Source organism: Cohnella phaseoli (assembly GCF_003386235.1).
GTDB lineage: Bacteria > Bacillota > Bacilli > Paenibacillales > Paenibacillaceae > Cohnella > Cohnella phaseoli.
On sequence record NZ_QRDZ01000030.1, the window covers coordinates 21,633 to 38,175 of the forward strand.

Below are 16,543 nucleotides of genomic sequence, written 5' to 3' on the forward strand. Positions count from 1 at the left end.
CTAATGGCAATAGTCAAATGAGGGAGAATTGCAGCTCGCGGCCGGACGTCCGAGCAGAAAGCCTTGACCGAGCGGAACGCCAAGGGATCGTGCGGCGATCAGATCATCGGCGCGCTCGATACCTTCCAGAACAAGCAGTTGTTCCCCGCGGCAAAACTCGGCAAATAGAGAAACCAGTCTTTGTTTGGCTGTATTAGTGGCCAGGTGCTTGCCGAAATAGCGATCCAGCTTTACGATGTCGGGTTTGTACTCGACAATTTTCTTGAGCGAGGCGGCGCCGGAACCGACATCATCAAGCGCAATCAGAAATCCGTATTGACGCATTTCAGATAGCCTCTCGCCTAATAAGGCGATATCCCACATCTTCTCTTCTTCAGGCGCTTCGTTAATCTCCAATACGATTCGGTTTAAAGGGAATCCGTTGTCCAGAAATTTGTTGACGATCCATGCGCTAAACGCAGGGTTTAGCAGTGTAGAGGGGAAAACATTGACGAATAACCAGGTAGGCGATCCGCAATTTTCCATCTGCTGAAAATACGTCGAAATAGATCGGGCCATAGCGCCGCTATCCAATTCGTATAAATAGCGATGCGCGCGGGCCAGGCGAAATAAGCAGTCAGGAGAAATAGAATCGGATGAGCGGAGAAGGGCTTCGTGTCCGTGGACTCGTTCGTTCTCAATCCAGACGATAGGTTGAAAAAGAGAGTAGTGGCGATGTTGTGAGAAGATCATCCCGAAACCTCCTTTAATTTATTGATGAAAAGAAAATTGTATTAAACGAAAAGTTTTTCCTTTGTGCAAAATATAATTTGTTGCTATTCTACATCAGGGATGTCGTCTCTTGCAATGACTTATTTTCATCCGCGTTACCCCAAAAAGCCTTGACAAGAAAATAGAAAGTAATTAAGTTATACATGACCATAAATTTTGCCTTAGGTAAAAATTTTTGAGTTTAGACAATTTTTTAGGAGGAGAACAGAGTGGAACAGGTACGATTTAAGTCTAAATGGGTGTTGTTAGGGGTTAGTTTGCTCGTAATGGCGCTATGGATGGCGGGATGCACGTCCGACAAGAAGTCGGATCCGAAAGAGAGCGGGAGCAAGCTGAACATCGTAACCACAATTGCTCAGATTGCCGAACCGATTTCCATCATTGGAGGCGACCGGGTTACGGTTCAAAGCTTGATGGGACCGGGCGTCGATCCGCACTTGTACAAAGCGACCCAAGGCGATATCGGAAAACTGGAAAGCGGCGATATGATCTTCTACAGCGGGCTCCATCTGGAAGCCAATATGCTCAAAGTGTTTGAGGAAATCGGCAAGACCAGACCGGTATTGGGGATTAGCGAGTCTATACCGGCAGATCAGTTATTAAAGGACGAAGGGGGAGCGATCGATCCCCACGTCTGGTTTGACATCGACTTGTGGAAGCAAGCGCTTGGGGCGGCAACCGAACAATTGAAGATAGCTGCGCCCGAGGATGCGGAGTATTTCGAAAGCAACAAAGAAGCCTATTTTAAGAAGCTGGACGATCTTAAGGCCGATGCCAAAGCGAAATTGTCGCAAATTCCGCAAGAGAAACGCGTGTTGATTACAGCGCATGATGCATTCGGCTATTTTGGCCGCATGAACGAGATCAAGGTGGTCGGGCTGCAAGGACTGAGCACGGAAGACGAAGTAGGTTTATCCGATATTGACGATACGGTAAAGCTGCTGGTGGAGTACCAAGTTCCTGCCGTATTTGTGGAAAGCAGCATCAATCCGGCCTCTATCAATGCGGTAATCGAAGGGGCCAAGAAGCAAGGGCTTCATGTAGCGGTCGGCGGCGAATTGTTCTCGGATGCTATGGGCGATGCGGGAACGCCGGAAGGTACATACCTTGGCATGTACAGTCATAATGTCAATACGATTTATCAAGCATTAAGCGTAAAAGGAGAGTGACGGGGATGCTTCCGGTTCTCAGCGTTGATGGATTATCCGCTTCCTACAGGAAAAATAAAGTGTTGGATGACGTTGTATTCGATGTTAGCCCTGGGACGATGACCAGCATTGTAGGGCCGAACGGAGCAGGGAAATCAACCTTGCTCAAGACCATACTTGAATTGCATCCCCGTCTGGCGGGCAAGATCAGCTTCTTTGGTTCCTCCTATCAGAAAGTTAAATCCCGCATCGGCTATGTTCCGCAACGCGGCTCCGTGGATTGGGATTTTCCCACTAATGCGCTTGACGTCGTATTGATGGGGCTATACGGAAAAATCGGCTGGCTGAAGTGGCCCAAACGATCTCACCGCGAAAAAGCGATGGAAGCTTTGGCGGAGATGGGGATGGCGGACTATGCTTCGCGCCAAATCAGCCAGTTGTCCGGCGGTCAGCAGCAGCGGGTCTTCCTGGCACGGGCCCTCGTCATGGATGCGGATTTGTACTTTCTGGATGAACCGCTTGCCGGCGTGGACGCGGCAACAGAGCGTGCGATTATGGCGACGCTCAATCTGCTGAAAAGCCGGGGAAGAACGGTGCTGGTCGTTCATCACGATCTGCAGACGGTAGAAGATTATTTTGACCATGTTTTGCTGCTGAATCGTACTGTCATTGCGCACGGTCCAACGGAGAAGACGTTTACCGAAAGCAACATTTATCGAACATACGGAGGAACGCTGCGCTGGAAGGGAGCGAAGTCTGGATGATACTGGGTTTGTCGCATAATGCGCAATGGGTCTTGCTGAGTACCTTAATTCTGGGAACGGCTGCCGGCATTATCGGCTGCTTTGCGTACTGGAAGCGGCAAAGTTTGATGAGCGATGCCTTGTCTCATGCGGCTTTGCCGGGAGTGATTTGCGGATTTGCTATCCTTGGCGTGAAAAATCTGCCTGTCATGATTGCCGGCGCCGCTGCGAGCGCGCTATTCGGCGCTCTGCTTATCCATTGGATTAGATCTTCAAGCCGCGTCAAGGAAGATGCGGCAATGGGAATCATCCTGTCCGTCTTCTTCGGTCTCGGCGTCATGCTGTTGACCTTTGTCAACCGTATGGCGGGAGCCAGCCAGAGCGGTCTGGATAGCTTTATCTTCGGTCAGGCGGCTTCCATGGTGAGCAAGGATGTATGGCTTATGGCGGGATTGGCGCTGCTTGTTCTGTTCATTTCGATGATCGCCTTCAAGGAATGGAAGCTTTTTCTGTTTGATGCGGCGTTTGCCAAAGGATTGGGGCTGTCGAGCCGCTGGATGAACAGTCTCTATATGTTTAGCCTTGTACTGGTCATAGTCATCGGAATTCAGGCGGTGGGGGTTATTCTAATGGCAGCGCTGCTGATTACGCCGGCCGTCAGCGCCAGATATTGGACGAATTCCTTCAAGGGGATGATGATTTTGTCGGCATTGTTTGGGGGAGGCGCCGGCGTCATCGGAACGCTGCTGAGCGCGTACGGCAAAGGATGGCCGACAGGCCCGTTTATCGTGATTGCGGCCGCTTCGCTGTTTGTCGTCTCCTTGGCCTTGGGCGTTCGCAAAGGCTTGCTGGTCATGGGAATTCAGCAATATCGCCAGCGCAAGCTGCTTAACAAGCCGTCCGTTCATCAACGCGGGGCGCTGGAAAGGGGGAATTCGGCATGAGCTATGCCGGCTGGATTATACTGACTGCTTCTCTAGTCGGGATTTCCTGCGGATTGGTCGGTTCATTGCTCGTTCTGCGCCGAATGGCGATGATGGCGGATGCCATTAGTCATACGGTGTTGCTTGGCATTGTGACTGCCTTCTTGATCACGCGCGAGCTAAGCGGCATTCATATGCTGATCGGCGCAATCGTTGCCGGATTGCTGACCGCGATATTAATTCAGTGGCTGCACTCTCTCGGCGTGCAGCAGGAAGCTTCCATCGGGGTTGTTTTCACTTCTTTATTCGCGGTTGGCGTTGTCCTGATTGCAACCAAAGTCGGAAATGCGCATCTGGATGTCCAGCACACTTTAATGGGGGAGATCACTTTCATTCCTTGGGAGAAAATGAGCCTGCCCTGGATTGGCGAAGTGCCGGAAGCGGTATTTATTTTGTCTATCGTGCTTGTCGTTGTATTAATCGCAATCATCGGATTTTTCAAGGAATGGAAGCTGACTTCGTTTGATCCTGCGCTTGCGGCGAGTATTGGCATCCCGGTTGTGCTTATGCATTACGTTTTTATGGGGCTAGTCTCCGTGACGACGGTAGCGGCATTCGACGCAGTTGGCGCAATTATGGTTGTGGCGATGCTCATCACCCCTGCTTCGGCGGCTTACCTCTGGACAGACCGATTGGCGATCATGATGGGGTTAAGCGGAGCGTTCGGCATTATCGCGGCGGTGGCCGGATATTATATTGCCGTTTGGTTGGACACTTCAATTTCCGGGTCGATGGCTTTTGCGACCGGACTTCTATTTATGATCAGTTTCATTGCTTCGCCTAAGCACGGCATCGTTGCCAGACTGAGGCGGCCGACCTTGACGTCGACCTAAACAGGAGGAGAAGAGATGACAACGCCCGGCATGGAAGATCATTTGGAGCAAATCTATCTGCTGTCGCTTGACAAAGGGTATACTCGGGTTTCCGATGTTGCCGAAGCGTTGTCCGTCCATCCCTCATCCGCTTCGAAGATGGCGCAGAAACTCGGAGAATCCGGCTATATTGAATATGAGAGATATGGCCGGATTTCCTTGACGAGGAAAGGGGCTCGAGTCGGTCAACAACTGCTTGACAGACATCGGCTGCTGGAACGTTTTTTACGGCAGATTGGCGTACCCGAGCAACGCATTGAAAGAGAGGTTGAGCAGCTAGAGCATCATTTTAGCTGGAGTACGCTTGAACTGCTTCGAGATTTGGTGCATTTTATGGAGGCTGATCAGGGAACGGCAACAGGTTATGGTCGCAAAAAGCGGCTCAGTACAAGCGATAGACATAAGGATCTTTTGGAGCAGCGATTTTTTTGAATTCGGTCACGTTAAGTACAGGAATTACCTGTTTGAACGGCTGGTACAGCTCGGAAGTCAGCTTGCCTGTCACATGGACCCAATCGTCGTCATTGAGATTCGTCCCCTTTGGAAAATGGACTAACATCCCGAACACGCCGGAATCGGCGGCGCAATGAATAAAACCGAAACGGAAAATGAAGTAATGGTCCCCATCGACCTGCTCTCCCTTATAAGCAAACCCGTCAAACGAAATCGTTCTCCCCATGAACTTGCCCGGGTAATTGTAAATGACCTCCATGCCTTTCATATAGCTGTCATCGTCTAGAGAGATCGTACTGAGATTAATAAATTGTTCAAGCTCTTTGCTTTTAAACTCGTTATAGCCTTGCTTGCCGAAAAACACGCTGGAATCCGGCTTAAGAAACTGATGCACTCCCGGATTTTGTTCGGATAAGGAGAGCTCCATCGAGGGGAAAGAGAAGCCTTTTGCTTTGACAAAGCTCGAGTCGAGCGTCGAGACCGGCAAAAAAATTCCCGTAAATATAGGGAAAGCGAGAATGAGATATCCGATCGCGCGTTTCCACTTGGAGGAGGATTCATGAGTATGTCCGAAATCATCGTGAATATGGACCGAGCTTTCATGATCGTGAACATGGGAATGTATGTGCTCATGATTTTCCTTGCATATATGTCCTTCGGCGCGTTGTAGCTCGGTCGCTTCCGCTTTCTTCTTTGCCGCTTTCTCTAATCGATCCATTCGAATGAGCTCGATGATGCAGAGGAACAGAAGAATAACAATCGCACTGATTGATAAATAAGCATACCGCATGTTGATATATTTATTTAACTGGCCTTGAAAATGAATGGACAAGAACATGAGGGCAAAGCCGAGCAGGATAAGAAAACGAATCATTACACAAACCTCCCCACGATTAAAGAGCCGATTAACGTAAATAGGGTGACCAGCGCAATCAAGACGGCGACGAACTTTCCGCGAAAAGACCCGAGCAGCATAAGAGTATTCTTGATGTCGATCATGGGCCCGTATACAAGGAAGGCAGAGATAGAACCCATTGAGAAAGTACTGCGAAAAGAAGAAGCGATAAAAGCGTCTGCTTCCGAACACAGCGACATTGTGAACGCCAGTCCCATCATCACCAAGGAAGCCATGATCGGATTGCTTCCGATGTGCAGCAAGGACGAAGTCGGGATGAACGTCTGCATGCTAGCGGCAATAAATGCGCCGAGCACGAGATATTTTCCCACGGAAAAAAATTCATCAATCGCGTGCAGGAAAACATGCCCCAACTTTGGAAAAAACGGCTGACGAGGAGCAGCAACGGAATTTTCCGCGGAAGCGGCGACTTGTTGTTCGTTCAATCGTAAGGGTAATACGGGAAACAGCAGCGCGACGCATAAAGATACGGCCAAAGCAACCAGGAAAGCCATTCCCGAACGAATCGCAACGACTCGCCAATCGTTTCCGAAGGCGATATAAGTTGAAAATAGGACGATTGGATTAATAATGGGTCCAGTCAACATAAAAGCAATTCCCGCATTTAGAGGGACGCCTTTGTTTAATAGACGGCGGGTGATCGGAACGATCCCGCACTCGCATGAAGGAAATAGAATGCCGATACTGCAACCGAAAAGAGAAGCAAGATATCGGTTTTTAGGCATAATTCGAGAAATCCAACGTTCTGTAATAAATGATTGAATAACGCCTGAAATCAAAACGCCCAGAAGAACGAACGGGATCGCTTCCATAATCATGCTCAGGAAAATCGTATTAAGCTGCAGAAAGGTTTTCATTTGGCACCTATTAATTGATTAAGATTCATGATTCAAAATGCTATGTATAGTTATCTTAACAAATGCGGAATACGATGTCTCGGAAAAGCTTAAGTCCAAGCTAGGCTTAGGCTTTTTTTGCTGTGTTATGGATTGTGCAAATAAGTCGCATATGGATGTATATCGACAAACCAAACTTTGATAAACTGACAGAGAGAGAAAGGGAGGAATCTTATGTTCAAAGTGTTGGTATCCGATCCGATCAGCGATTTCGGTTTGCAGCAGCTTAATGGAGCTGAAGATGTGGAGGTTGTAAAAATAACGGGGCTGAGCGAAGAGGAGCTTGTCGCCGTTATTCCTCACTATGACGCATTGCTTGTCCGTTCTCAAACGAAAGTGACTCGGCGCATCATGGAGGCCGGCGTTCGTTTGAAGGTGATCGGCCGAGCGGGAGTCGGCGTGGATAACATTGATTTGGAGGCGGCCACGAACCGGGGAATCATCGTGATTAATGCGCCCGACGGCAATACGGTCACGACGTGCGAGCACACTTTGGCGATGATGATGGCGCTGGCCCGGCATATTCCGCAAGCCTATGCAAAAACCGTAGCCGGGCAGTGGGACCGTAAATCGTTTCTAGGCGTTGAGTTGCGCAACAAGGTGCTTGGCGTGTTGGGGCTTGGCCGGATCGGAATCGAGGTGGCCAAACGCGCGGCGGCGTTCGGGATGACCGTCATCGGATACGATCCTTTCCTATCGGAGGAGAGGGCGAGCAAGCTCGGGATCAAGCCGGCGACCGTAGACGAAATCGTACGAACTGCGGATTTTATGACGGTGCATACGCCGCTGACGAGTGAAACGCATCATATGATCGCCAAGCCGCAATTCGCCGTCATGAAGCGGGGAATGCGAATCATTAACTGCGCCCGCGGGGGAATTATCGACGAGGCTGCTCTGATCGAAGCGCTGGACGAAGGGATTGTGGCCGGCGCCGCTTTTGACGTGTTCGAACACGAGCCTCCGGCACCGGATCATCCCTTCCTGCGGCATCCCAAGGTCATTGTGACTCCGCATCTAGGCGCGTCCACTGTGGAGGCCCAGGAGAATGTAGCTTTGGACGTTTCCGAACAAGTGATTCATATTTTGCGTCAGGAGCCTTTCAAAAACGCGGTCAATATGCCGGCCGTGCCAACCGACCTGCTGAACCGATTGCAGCCGTGTTTTACCTTGTGCTCGCATCTGGGCAACTCGCTTGCCCAAATGACCGACGGCGCGGTACGCGAGGTTACGTTGGAATGTTCGGGCGAGCTGGCGGACCTGGACGTCACCCCGCTCATTCCTTATGTTCTCAAAGGCATACTTACGCGCCATCTTGGCTCGGAACAGGTCAATGTCGTAAATGCCATGCACCTGGCGAAGTCCCGCGACATTAACGTTTCGGTGCAAAAATCGTTGTTGGCACACAGTCCGCATGCATTCGACGAGATTACGATTCGATTAAAGACGACCGTCGAGGAGAGATGGGTCACAGGTGCGGTTCTGCCCGATGCGGGGGAACGCATTGTTCGCATCGGTCCTTACCCGGTGGAGCTTTCGCCTGAAGGACATATGCTGTTGATCTCGCAGAAGGACAAGCCGGGCATTATCGGACGTGTCGGAACCTTGCTCGGGGATAACGGAATTAACATTGCCTCGATGCAGGTAGGGCGAACCGAAATTGGCGATTCGGCGGTTATGATCCTGAAAATCGATAAAAAAACACCCGAAAGCGTAATGGAGTCCTTGGTCGCGATTCCGGAAATCAAACGCGTAAGGGAAATTTCCTTCGACTAAAGCAAAGTCGGAAAGAAGGCGGGCCAGATGAGCAACCCGGTTGAAGAAAATCTCAATGCGGTGAGACGGCGGATGGAGCGGGCTTGCCAGGCCTCGGGACGCAGCGTCGCGGATGTGAAGCTGCTGCTGGCGACCAAAACCGTACCGCTGGAAAAGCTGCAAATGGCGATGCAGGCGGGGGCGACGCTGTTTGGCGAAAATAAAGCGCAGGAGCTGCGGGACAAGTTTCCGTTGATGCGGCAGTACAGCGAGGTGGAATGGCACTTTATCGGACATTTGCAGACGAATAAGGTGAAGGACGTGGTCAAATACGTCACGCTTATTCACTCCGTGGATCGTCTGAAATTGGGTCAGGCTCTCGACCGGCAGCTGAACAAAGAGAATAAGACGATGGACATTCTGGTGCAGGTGAATACGTCCTACGAAGAGAGCAAATTCGGCATTCCTCCTGAAGGGGCCGCGGAGCTGGTAGAGCAGCTGTCCCGGTTCGAAACGCTGAACATTAAAGGGCTGATGACGATCGGCAAGCTGAATGCCACCAACGACGAGACGCGGCATTGCTTCCGACTGTTAAAATCGCTGCAAACGCAGATCAGGGAGCAGCAATTTCCGCGAGTCGAGATGGATATTCTCTCGATGGGGATGTCCGGCGACTTCGAGGCGGCGATTGAAGAAGGAGCTACGATCGTCCGCGTAGGGACAAGCGTATTCGGTCAACGAGATTTGCCTGACAGCTACTACTGGAATGAGAATTTACGGCAGGACGGCGGGGGCTAACAGAGAGAAGCGCGAATCAAGCGGCCGCCGGCGGGGATGCTTACGTTATGGAAGTATCTCCGCCAGCCGCCTGATGCCTTCTTCAATCGCGGCTTCGTCCACCTTGGCAAAGCCCAGTACCCATCCTTTGCGCTTGCTCTCCAAACCGTACTTGCTTAACGGATAAACGCGGATTCCTTTTTCGCTCGCCAAGCGGGTTACCGCTTCCTCGTCAAATGCCTCCTCGGCTTCAAGCAGCATATGCAAGCCTGTTTCCACCCCGCTCAGCTTATAACGCTCACTCAGTCCCGTCGCGATAATCGCCTTCGTCATCACCTCGTGTCTGCGCCGATACACATTTCGAACGCGTCTCATATGACGCATGAAATGACCGTGCTCGATAAAATGGGCAAGCGTTAATTGCTCCATAATCGGGAGCTGACGATAGGTTAGCGCATGGACTCGGGCAAGCTGACGAATCGCGTTGGCGGGGCCGACGACGGCCGAGATTCGAATGCCGGGAGCGATCATTTTGGAAAAACTCATCATATATAACGTGTTCTGAGGCCGCTGACTGAACAAGGTAGGGAGCGGGTCGCCGCGATAGCGAAATTCGCTGTCGTAGTCATCCTCCACTATCCAGAATCTTTGCTCCGCAGCCATGTGCAGCAATTGCTGTCTGCGAGGCTCCGACATAATTACGCCAACCGCGCATTGGTGCGATGGCGTTACGTATACAAGCCGCGACTCCGGGGCGATCCGGTCTACGCATAGTCCGTGCTCGTCCACGGGGACAGGCGCAACCTGCATGCGCTGGTATTTCAGGGCCATCCAAGCGGCAGGGAACCCGGGGTCCTCGACCGAAACCATGTCGTCTTGCCGCAGAAGCGCTTGAGCGATCAAATCGAGGCTGTGCTGCGCGCCAGATGTGAGCAGAATTTGCTCGACGCTCACATGCACGCCTCGTTCAAGCGATAGATAGCGCTGAATCTGTTCCCGCAGCGGCAGGAATCCGTAAGCGTCGCCGTAAGCCCAGGCGTCCAGCTCGGTTTCCGCCGAGGCCCGCAAAAAGGATTGTCTCCAGTTTTTCTGAAACTGCTCGTCCAAATAAGGCTCGTGAGGACTGAAATCGATCTCCGTTGTTCGCTCCGTTTTGTCTCCCAACCAACTATGCAAATGATCGACGGCGGCGTTAAGCATCGGCAATTCGGGGAGAAGCGGCCCGTGGGACGAAACCTCCTCCAAAGGACGAGCCTCGCCGATCCATTCGCTCACTCTGGTCCCGCCGCGGCGGGAGGTTATCGTATACCCGCGGCTGAATAGCTCTTCGTACACAATCTGTATGGTGGAGCGGGACACGCCGATCAATTGCGCGAGCTCGCGGGTCGGGAGCAGCAATTCGCCCGGCGGCCAGTTACCGGTGGTAATATTGTGAATGGCTTGGTCGAGAAGCTGCTGCCAGATGGGACGTTCGTCCTCCCGGTTAATCTGTAGCATGTGTTCATCTCCAGTGCTTCGACAATGAATATGGATGGAAGAAATTCATGATTAATGTACTGAAGTAACAGTCCATTGGTTGATATGCTATCACGAACTTCGTTGCTATTGCAACCTGCGGTAGGATAGAGGGCCTTGGAGGCACATTTTTGGCCTACGCTTTGAGGCAAGGCCACGGTGGAGGCACTTTCTTGACCTCCGCTTCGAGGCTCCTATGCTTGACCCACAACACTTCTAGATAATTCCCAGAAATTATTCGTATAATTATCGAAGACGCTTTAGTGACATACAATCCCTGATCTTGGTTGATTTATACGATTTTCCCTACAAACGTTCGTCGTTTGAGTCTGAGCCGAGTTGCTTTGTGCGGTTTTTCCTACAAACGTCCGCCGTTTGAGCCTGGTTCGAGCTGCTTTGTACGAATTTCCGACTAACTTCACTGCGTAAGCTCATGTGTGCAAATAGATCCGTCGTAAAAGTTTAATATCCAATAAATTGTAAACGTTGTGGGTCATGATTAGCCAAGGTACGGCTACAGGGGAGGCACGGCTACAGTGGAGGCCCGGCTACAGGGGAGGCACATTTTTGGCCTCCGCACTATTCGGTCCGCCAAGTTAACCTGCCGGCATCGAGAGGTTCTAGCCTTTCTAAGGGCACGCCTCAGCCGATTTACTTAAGCCCAATCACGCAAACGCCGACGAGAATGATGCCGGCCCCGATCCAGCGGTTCGGCGGGATGACCTCGCCCAGCAGCAGCCACGCCAGCAGCAGCGCGAATACGTAGGCGAGACTTTGCAGCGGATAAGCGGCGCTTAGCGGCAACCGAGACAGGACGGCGAGCCACAGTACCGTCGCCAAGCCGTACAGCAGCACGCCGGAGAGGATCCACGGGGAGAAGAAGACTTGCAGCACATTGTGCAGATGCAGGCCGCCCAGCCTGTCCAGACCGATTTTCCATACCGTCTGTCCGGCTACGAGCAGCGCGATGTTCAGCAGCAGCAGGGCGTAGGCCGTCACCATGCCCGGTCGTCCATTTCGGCTCTTTCCGCCGCTTCTTGAGCGAAGATTCTCGGGATTTTCAGCTTTTGCTGCTCCAGCTCCCTGATCCGCTGCTCCTGCATCGCCAGCGTCTGGGTCAGCTTGATGACCCGGCCGGTTAGCGACGATAGAGCGATCGACATATGCATCAGGAGAAAAAGCACGCCGATGAACGCAAGCAAATACAGCAGCGACGGGGCGTAGTCGACGTTGAAGAAGGAGGCGAGACGATCGATAATCCCCGGGAACGGGGACAGCACGATCATCAGCATCCCTAGCGCAAGCCACAGAAGGGCGTACTGCTCGCGCAGCTTCCGGACCCGGATCAGATGCAGGACGGTTGCGGTGAAGCCAATGCCGATCATAAAACTGACGAAATAAATGTCCGGATTCATAGCTGAGCGCTCAACCCCCTGCTCTTCCGGCTCTTGGATATAAGGACGGCAAGCGTTACTTTAAGCATGTAGTAGACCGACTTGAGCGCCGAAATGCTGGATTTGCCCGTCTTGCGGGCGCTCATGACGACAGGCGTCTCCATAAACGTCAGGCCGGAGTTGTCCATCAGCACAAGCGCCTCCACCTCGGGATAATCGGTCGGATAATCGTGCGCGAACAGCTCGATCGCCCTTCGGCCGCATATGCGATAGCCCGATGTCGGATCGGTCACCTTGCGGCCGATCAGTCCCGAGACGAGCCCGGCGAGCAGGTCGATGCCGATTTTGCGGGCAAACGTCGATTGGAAGCCTTGGCCGGTCAGGAAACGCGAGCCGACAACCATGTCCGCGCCGCTGCCGCGAAGCGTATCGAGCAGCCGCTCGAAATCTGCGGGATTGTGCTGGCCGTCTCCGTCGATCTGAGCGGCGTACCGGTACCCGTTCTCCTCGGCATAGCGGTAGCCGGTTTGCACGGCGCCGCCGATACCGAGGTTGGCCGGCAGATGGATGACGAGCGCCCCGGCCTCCTCTGCGAGCCTTCCGGTGGCGTCATCGGAGCCGTCGTTCACGACGAGCACATCCGCATAGGGCGCTCGCGTCCGAATCTCGTTCACGACACGGACGATGCCCTCGGCTTCGTTATAGGCCGGCACGATAATAAGCGCTTCTTTGTCGCCGGGGAAGCAGGTCATTTGGTCAAACGTCATGTTGAGCATGTCGGTTCCTCCTTGTGATAGACAGCTTAGAGCGAAGCCGGAAGCGCTTGTCCAGCCGGGCAAACAGCCAAGCTAGCAGACGGGCGGCAAGTAAGCTGCTCAGAATAATCAATTGCGGCATTGCCGTAAAGTTGTAGCGATATTCCGGGACGAAGGCCAGACGGGCTGCGGATATTGCGATCAGCAGGAAAACGATGAGCATGGCCGGTTGCCGCCAATTGATCAGAATGACAATCGCTGAGATCAGCCCCGTATAGACCAGCAGCAGATGGAATGACGAGCGGAACGGGATGACTGGATAGAACGGCTTATGGCCGCTGCCAGCAAACATTTTATTGTAGATGTAATCCAGCTTGCCGACCGTATACCATTTGACGAACGTCCACGTATGCTGCGTAAAGCCGACCCGCAGCCGCTCCTTGGCGACCTCCATCTGCGTTTTTCCGCCGCGCTCGACGAGACCGTCGTCGTAATTTTTGTTCGGATACGTGCCGGCCGCGAACGGATTAACCTGGGTCGACGTCACAATCGGCTTGTTCAGAGTTACGATGTTGCGGATCAGCCACGGCGACAGCACGACCGCCATGCCGATCCCTGTGCACAGCAGCAGCTTCAGCGCTTGACCTCCCTTGCGGCGCCAGAGCAAATACAGCAAGTAAGCGGCCGGAGCCATGATCAGAAACTCGGGACGGACGAGCGCGGTCAGCCCAAGGGCGAGGCCGGCCCATAACGCGGCTTTGCGATCTTTTCGCTCGAAGGCGATAAGCTGCCAGTACATATACGCCGTAAGCAGCATCGCGGCGATCGTCTCCGTGAGGACCGCCCCTGTCGTCCATACGAACGGCGGGTAGACGGCCATGCCCGCCGCCGCAATCAGTCCGGCCCATTCGCCGCCCAATCGTCGGGCGATGCGGTAGACGAACCAGATCGTTATCAGGCTGAAGACGAGCTGGAAGTAGCGGATCGCCGGAAAAGGATCGCGCTCCTCGTAGTCGACCAGCTTGTACACGGCGGCCATGAACAACGGGTAGCCGGGGGATACCTGAGCGTTCGGCTTTGCGCTTTTGTAGCCGTAGACGCCTTCCTCCAGGAGCTGCCGTACCATAATGTCGTAGTTGATCGTATCGTGGGAATTGTGATGGTGGACCGAAACGAGAAAATCGAACCTCAGCAGCGCGGCGACGAGCAAAATGAACAGCAGGGCGACGCGCGTCCATTCGTTCAGCTTTAACCGCTTCAACAATAACAAGGCAATTGCTCCCCTCCCGAGGCTTATCCGGCACGCAAAAAACCGTTAAGCTCTCTCTGACTTTCATTGATTGAAAGTATAGAGGAGATAGCTTAACGGTTCGGTAAGTCAAATCTTAACGAAATCTTATTATTTTCCGTACAAAAATTCAGGGCTCTCTCGGGAACCTACAGCGGCAAACGGGTCGTAAAGACGGTTTTGTCCTTGCGGCTGGATACGTCGATCGTTCCCCCGTGGACTTCGATGATGCTTTTCGTAATGGCGAGCCCGAGGCCGGTCCCCCCGGTTTCTTGGGAGCGGGAGCGCTCAACTCGATAGAACCGGTCGAAAATAAACGGCAAATCCCGCTCGGGAATCGGATCTCCGTAGTTGGCGATCGCGACGATCGCCTCCTCGCCGGAACGGTGCACGGAGATGTCGACGTACGGACTTTTCCGCCCGTAGCGGATCGCGTTGGAGATCAGATTGCCGAAGCTGCGGACGAGCAGATCGCCGTCTGCCGAGACGATCAGCGCTTCGTCGTCGGCCTCGATTCTGCACGTCATTCCGGCCTGCTTGAGCTGGGGGACGAACTCCTCGGCGAGCTGCCGCATAAAACCGACCAGATCCAGACCGACGATATTAAGGGGCATACCGTTGTTGATCCGCGTAAACTCGAACAGGTCTTCGATCAGTTTCTTGAGACTGATCGCTTTATGATAGGCGATATCGGTATAGTGGCGCAGCTCGACCTCGTCCCGGTAACGGTCCTGGTTAATGACTTCCAGGAAGCCGAGAATCGAGGTGAGCGGCGTTCGCAGATCGTGCGACACGCCGGTAATGAGATCGTTTTTGGTCTTCTCGGCATTGCGCTCGTCGAGAATGGAGCGGTTCAGCTTGGCCGCCATCGCATTAATGCTATGTGCGACTTCGGCCAGTTCTCCGGAGGCGTCAGCCGTCTCGATCGGCCGGTCGAAATTGCCGTCGGCGATCTCTTGCAGGCCGGCGGTAATACGCTTCAGATCGCGGCTGAGCTGCCCGCCTAACCGCCCGATCATCTCCTGGATGCGGCCGATCTCGTCGGCGGAACGGGACGCAGCCAACTCCTCGAAGCTGCCCTCTTCCATGCGCTGCAAGGAGTGATGCAGGCTCTCCAGCCTGCGCAGGGTTCCGCGGATAAGCAGAAAAAAGCTAGCAATGTACAGACCGATTCCGGCAACGATAAAGACGGGCAACGACCCGATATGGTTAATCACGTAGGCAAACGGCGCGCGAATCGACGATTGCAGCAGCAGGGCGACAAGAAAGTCGGCGGCATACAGCGTACCTGCCGTTATTGTCGCGCTGGCCAGGCTGTAGAAAAGCAGCTTCCAACGCAGCGTATCCTTCAAATACAAGCTCAATCGTTTCTCCTCCTTACCTTACGTAGTCGATTCCATCTTGTAGCCGATGCCCCATACCGTTTTAATAATCCGGGGATTTTGCGGGTCTTTCTCGATTTTCTCGCGGATTTTGCGGATATGCACCATCACCGTATTTTTGGATTCCATGAATGGCTCGTTCCATACTTTCTCATAGATCGCGTCCATGCTCAGCACCGCGCCGCGATTGACGGCGAGCAGCCTTAGAATGGCGAATTCGCGCGGTGTCAGCTTGACCTCCTTGCCGTCCACCGTGACGGTATAGTTCACGAAGTTGATGACCAGATCGTCGATCTCGATGATGCTGCCGTCGTTATGAAGCTGCCGCTTAAACCGGTCGTAACGCCGCAGTTGCGACTTCACGCGCGCCATCAGCTCCAGCGGGTTAAACGGCTTCGTGACATAGTCGTCCGCGCCGATGCTGAGTCCGGATATTTTATCGATGTCCTGGCTTTTGGCGGACAGGAAAATAACCGGCACGTCGCACAGCTCGCGGATTTTGATACAAGTCTCGATCCCGTTCAGATGCGGCATCATCACGTCCAGAACGACCAGGTCCACCGGATTGGCGGACATCAGCTCCAAGGCCGCCATTCCGTCGCTGGCCTTAAGCAGCTTGTACCCTTCGTTAAGGAGATAAATCTCCATCAGCTTAATGATTTCCTTCTCGTCGTCTACCAACAAGATCGTCGTGTTCGAAGACATTCCCATCACCTGTATGTTCGTTGTGCTTTCCTACGTAAATATAGCATAACCAGACGCCTGGCAGTTCTTAAGTCTTGTTAAGGAATGGCTGGGATAATTTTCTCTTCGCGTTCGAGGGGGCATTCGTCGGACAGTTATTGTATATTGAAAAGGAAGGCCGATTGGCGGATAGCGACGATCGGAGGAGGGGACG

17 protein-coding genes are annotated in these 16,543 nt (G+C 53.0%); 7 read left to right on the forward strand and 10 right to left on the reverse strand.

Annotated features, from left to right (window positions below):
- Entirely contained in the window at positions 1–732 is a 732-nt protein-coding gene (locus DFP98_RS29195) for an EAL domain-containing protein (RefSeq protein ID WP_116064164.1), read from the reverse strand.
- A gap of 317 nt (positions 733–1,049) precedes the next feature.
- Between DFP98_RS29195 and DFP98_RS29200 the strand changes: the two genes are divergently transcribed.
- From DFP98_RS29200 to mntR, 5 genes are read left to right on the forward strand one after another with little or no spacing between them, the layout of a single operon-like run.
- On the forward strand, positions 1,050–1,940 hold the full coding sequence (locus DFP98_RS29200) for a metal ABC transporter solute-binding protein, Zn/Mn family (protein WP_425455562.1): 891 nt from the start codon (positions 1,050–1,052) through the stop codon (positions 1,938–1,940).
- 5 nt (positions 1,941–1,945) lie between these two features.
- Positions 1,946–2,683 carry a metal ABC transporter ATP-binding protein gene (locus tag DFP98_RS29205; protein ID WP_116064165.1) on the forward strand — a complete coding sequence of 246 codons (738 nt, stop codon included), beginning with the start codon at positions 1,946–1,948 and terminating at the stop codon, positions 2,681–2,683.
- Positions 2,680–3,606, forward strand: coding sequence for a metal ABC transporter permease (locus DFP98_RS29210; RefSeq protein ID WP_116064166.1), 927 nt, complete (start codon positions 2,680–2,682; stop codon positions 3,604–3,606). The genes DFP98_RS29205 and DFP98_RS29210 overlap by 4 nt, the downstream gene beginning before the upstream one ends.
- Positions 3,603–4,478, forward strand: a complete 876-nt coding sequence (locus DFP98_RS29215; protein WP_116064167.1) for a metal ABC transporter permease — start codon at positions 3,603–3,605, stop codon at positions 4,476–4,478. The genes DFP98_RS29210 and DFP98_RS29215 overlap by 4 nt, the downstream gene beginning before the upstream one ends.
- A 15-nt stretch (positions 4,479–4,493) precedes the next feature.
- Entirely contained in the window at positions 4,494–4,949 is a 456-nt protein-coding gene (mntR, locus tag DFP98_RS29220) for a transcriptional regulator MntR (protein WP_116064168.1), read from the forward strand.
- Here mntR and DFP98_RS29225 read toward each other — a convergent pair.
- On the reverse strand, positions 4,900–5,844 hold the full coding sequence (locus DFP98_RS29225; RefSeq protein WP_116064169.1) for a TIGR03943 family putative permease subunit: 945 nt from the start codon (positions 5,842–5,844) through the stop codon (positions 4,900–4,902). The genes mntR and DFP98_RS29225 overlap by 50 nt on opposite strands.
- The gene (locus DFP98_RS29230) at positions 5,844–6,743 is read right to left on the reverse strand and encodes a permease (RefSeq protein WP_116064170.1); all 900 of its coding nucleotides are present in this window, start codon (positions 6,741–6,743) and stop codon (positions 5,844–5,846) included. Before DFP98_RS29230 ends, DFP98_RS29225 begins: the two co-directional genes overlap by 1 nt.
- 213 nt (positions 6,744–6,956) lie before the next feature.
- Between DFP98_RS29230 and serA the strand changes: the two genes are divergently transcribed.
- Both serA and DFP98_RS29240 read left to right on the forward strand, forming a co-directional pair.
- Positions 6,957–8,555: a phosphoglycerate dehydrogenase gene (gene serA, locus DFP98_RS29235; protein WP_116064171.1), complete on the forward strand. Its 1,599-nt coding sequence runs from the start codon at positions 6,957–6,959 to the stop codon at positions 8,553–8,555.
- 27 nt (positions 8,556–8,582) lie between these two features.
- Complete coding sequence (locus DFP98_RS29240; protein ID WP_116064172.1) at positions 8,583–9,332, forward strand: YggS family pyridoxal phosphate-dependent enzyme; 750 nt, start codon at positions 8,583–8,585, stop codon at positions 9,330–9,332.
- 45 nt (positions 9,333–9,377) lie between these two features.
- On the opposite strand, the gene pdxR is transcribed toward DFP98_RS29240, so the two are convergent.
- The 7 genes from pdxR to DFP98_RS29275 form a co-directional block, all read right to left on the reverse strand.
- Positions 9,378–10,808 carry a MocR-like pyridoxine biosynthesis transcription factor PdxR gene (gene pdxR, locus DFP98_RS29245; protein WP_116064173.1) on the reverse strand — a complete coding sequence of 477 codons (1,431 nt, stop codon included), beginning with the start codon at positions 10,806–10,808 and terminating at the stop codon, positions 9,378–9,380.
- Between the two features lie 669 nt (positions 10,809–11,477).
- On the reverse strand, positions 11,478–11,828 hold the full coding sequence (locus DFP98_RS29250) for an EamA family transporter (RefSeq protein ID WP_116064174.1): 351 nt from the start codon (positions 11,826–11,828) through the stop codon (positions 11,478–11,480).
- Entirely contained in the window at positions 11,822–12,241 is a 420-nt protein-coding gene (locus DFP98_RS29255) for a DUF2304 domain-containing protein (RefSeq protein WP_116064175.1), read from the reverse strand. The genes DFP98_RS29250 and DFP98_RS29255 overlap by 7 nt, the downstream gene beginning before the upstream one ends.
- Positions 12,238–12,996 carry a glycosyltransferase family 2 protein gene (locus DFP98_RS29260; protein ID WP_246016848.1) on the reverse strand — a complete coding sequence of 253 codons (759 nt, stop codon included), beginning with the start codon at positions 12,994–12,996 and terminating at the stop codon, positions 12,238–12,240. Before DFP98_RS29260 ends, DFP98_RS29255 begins: the two co-directional genes overlap by 4 nt.
- The gene (locus tag DFP98_RS29265; protein ID WP_246016850.1) at positions 12,977–14,245 is read right to left on the reverse strand and encodes an ArnT family glycosyltransferase; all 1,269 of its coding nucleotides are present in this window, start codon (positions 14,243–14,245) and stop codon (positions 12,977–12,979) included. Before DFP98_RS29265 ends, DFP98_RS29260 begins: the two co-directional genes overlap by 20 nt.
- Positions 14,246–14,412: 167 nt before the next feature.
- Positions 14,413–15,627: a sensor histidine kinase gene (locus DFP98_RS29270; protein ID WP_246016861.1), complete on the reverse strand. Its 1,215-nt coding sequence runs from the start codon at positions 15,625–15,627 to the stop codon at positions 14,413–14,415.
- A gap of 18 nt (positions 15,628–15,645) precedes the next feature.
- Entirely contained in the window at positions 15,646–16,350 is a 705-nt protein-coding gene (locus DFP98_RS29275; RefSeq protein ID WP_116064239.1) for a response regulator transcription factor, read from the reverse strand.
- Between the last annotated feature and the right edge of the window lie 193 nt (positions 16,351–16,543).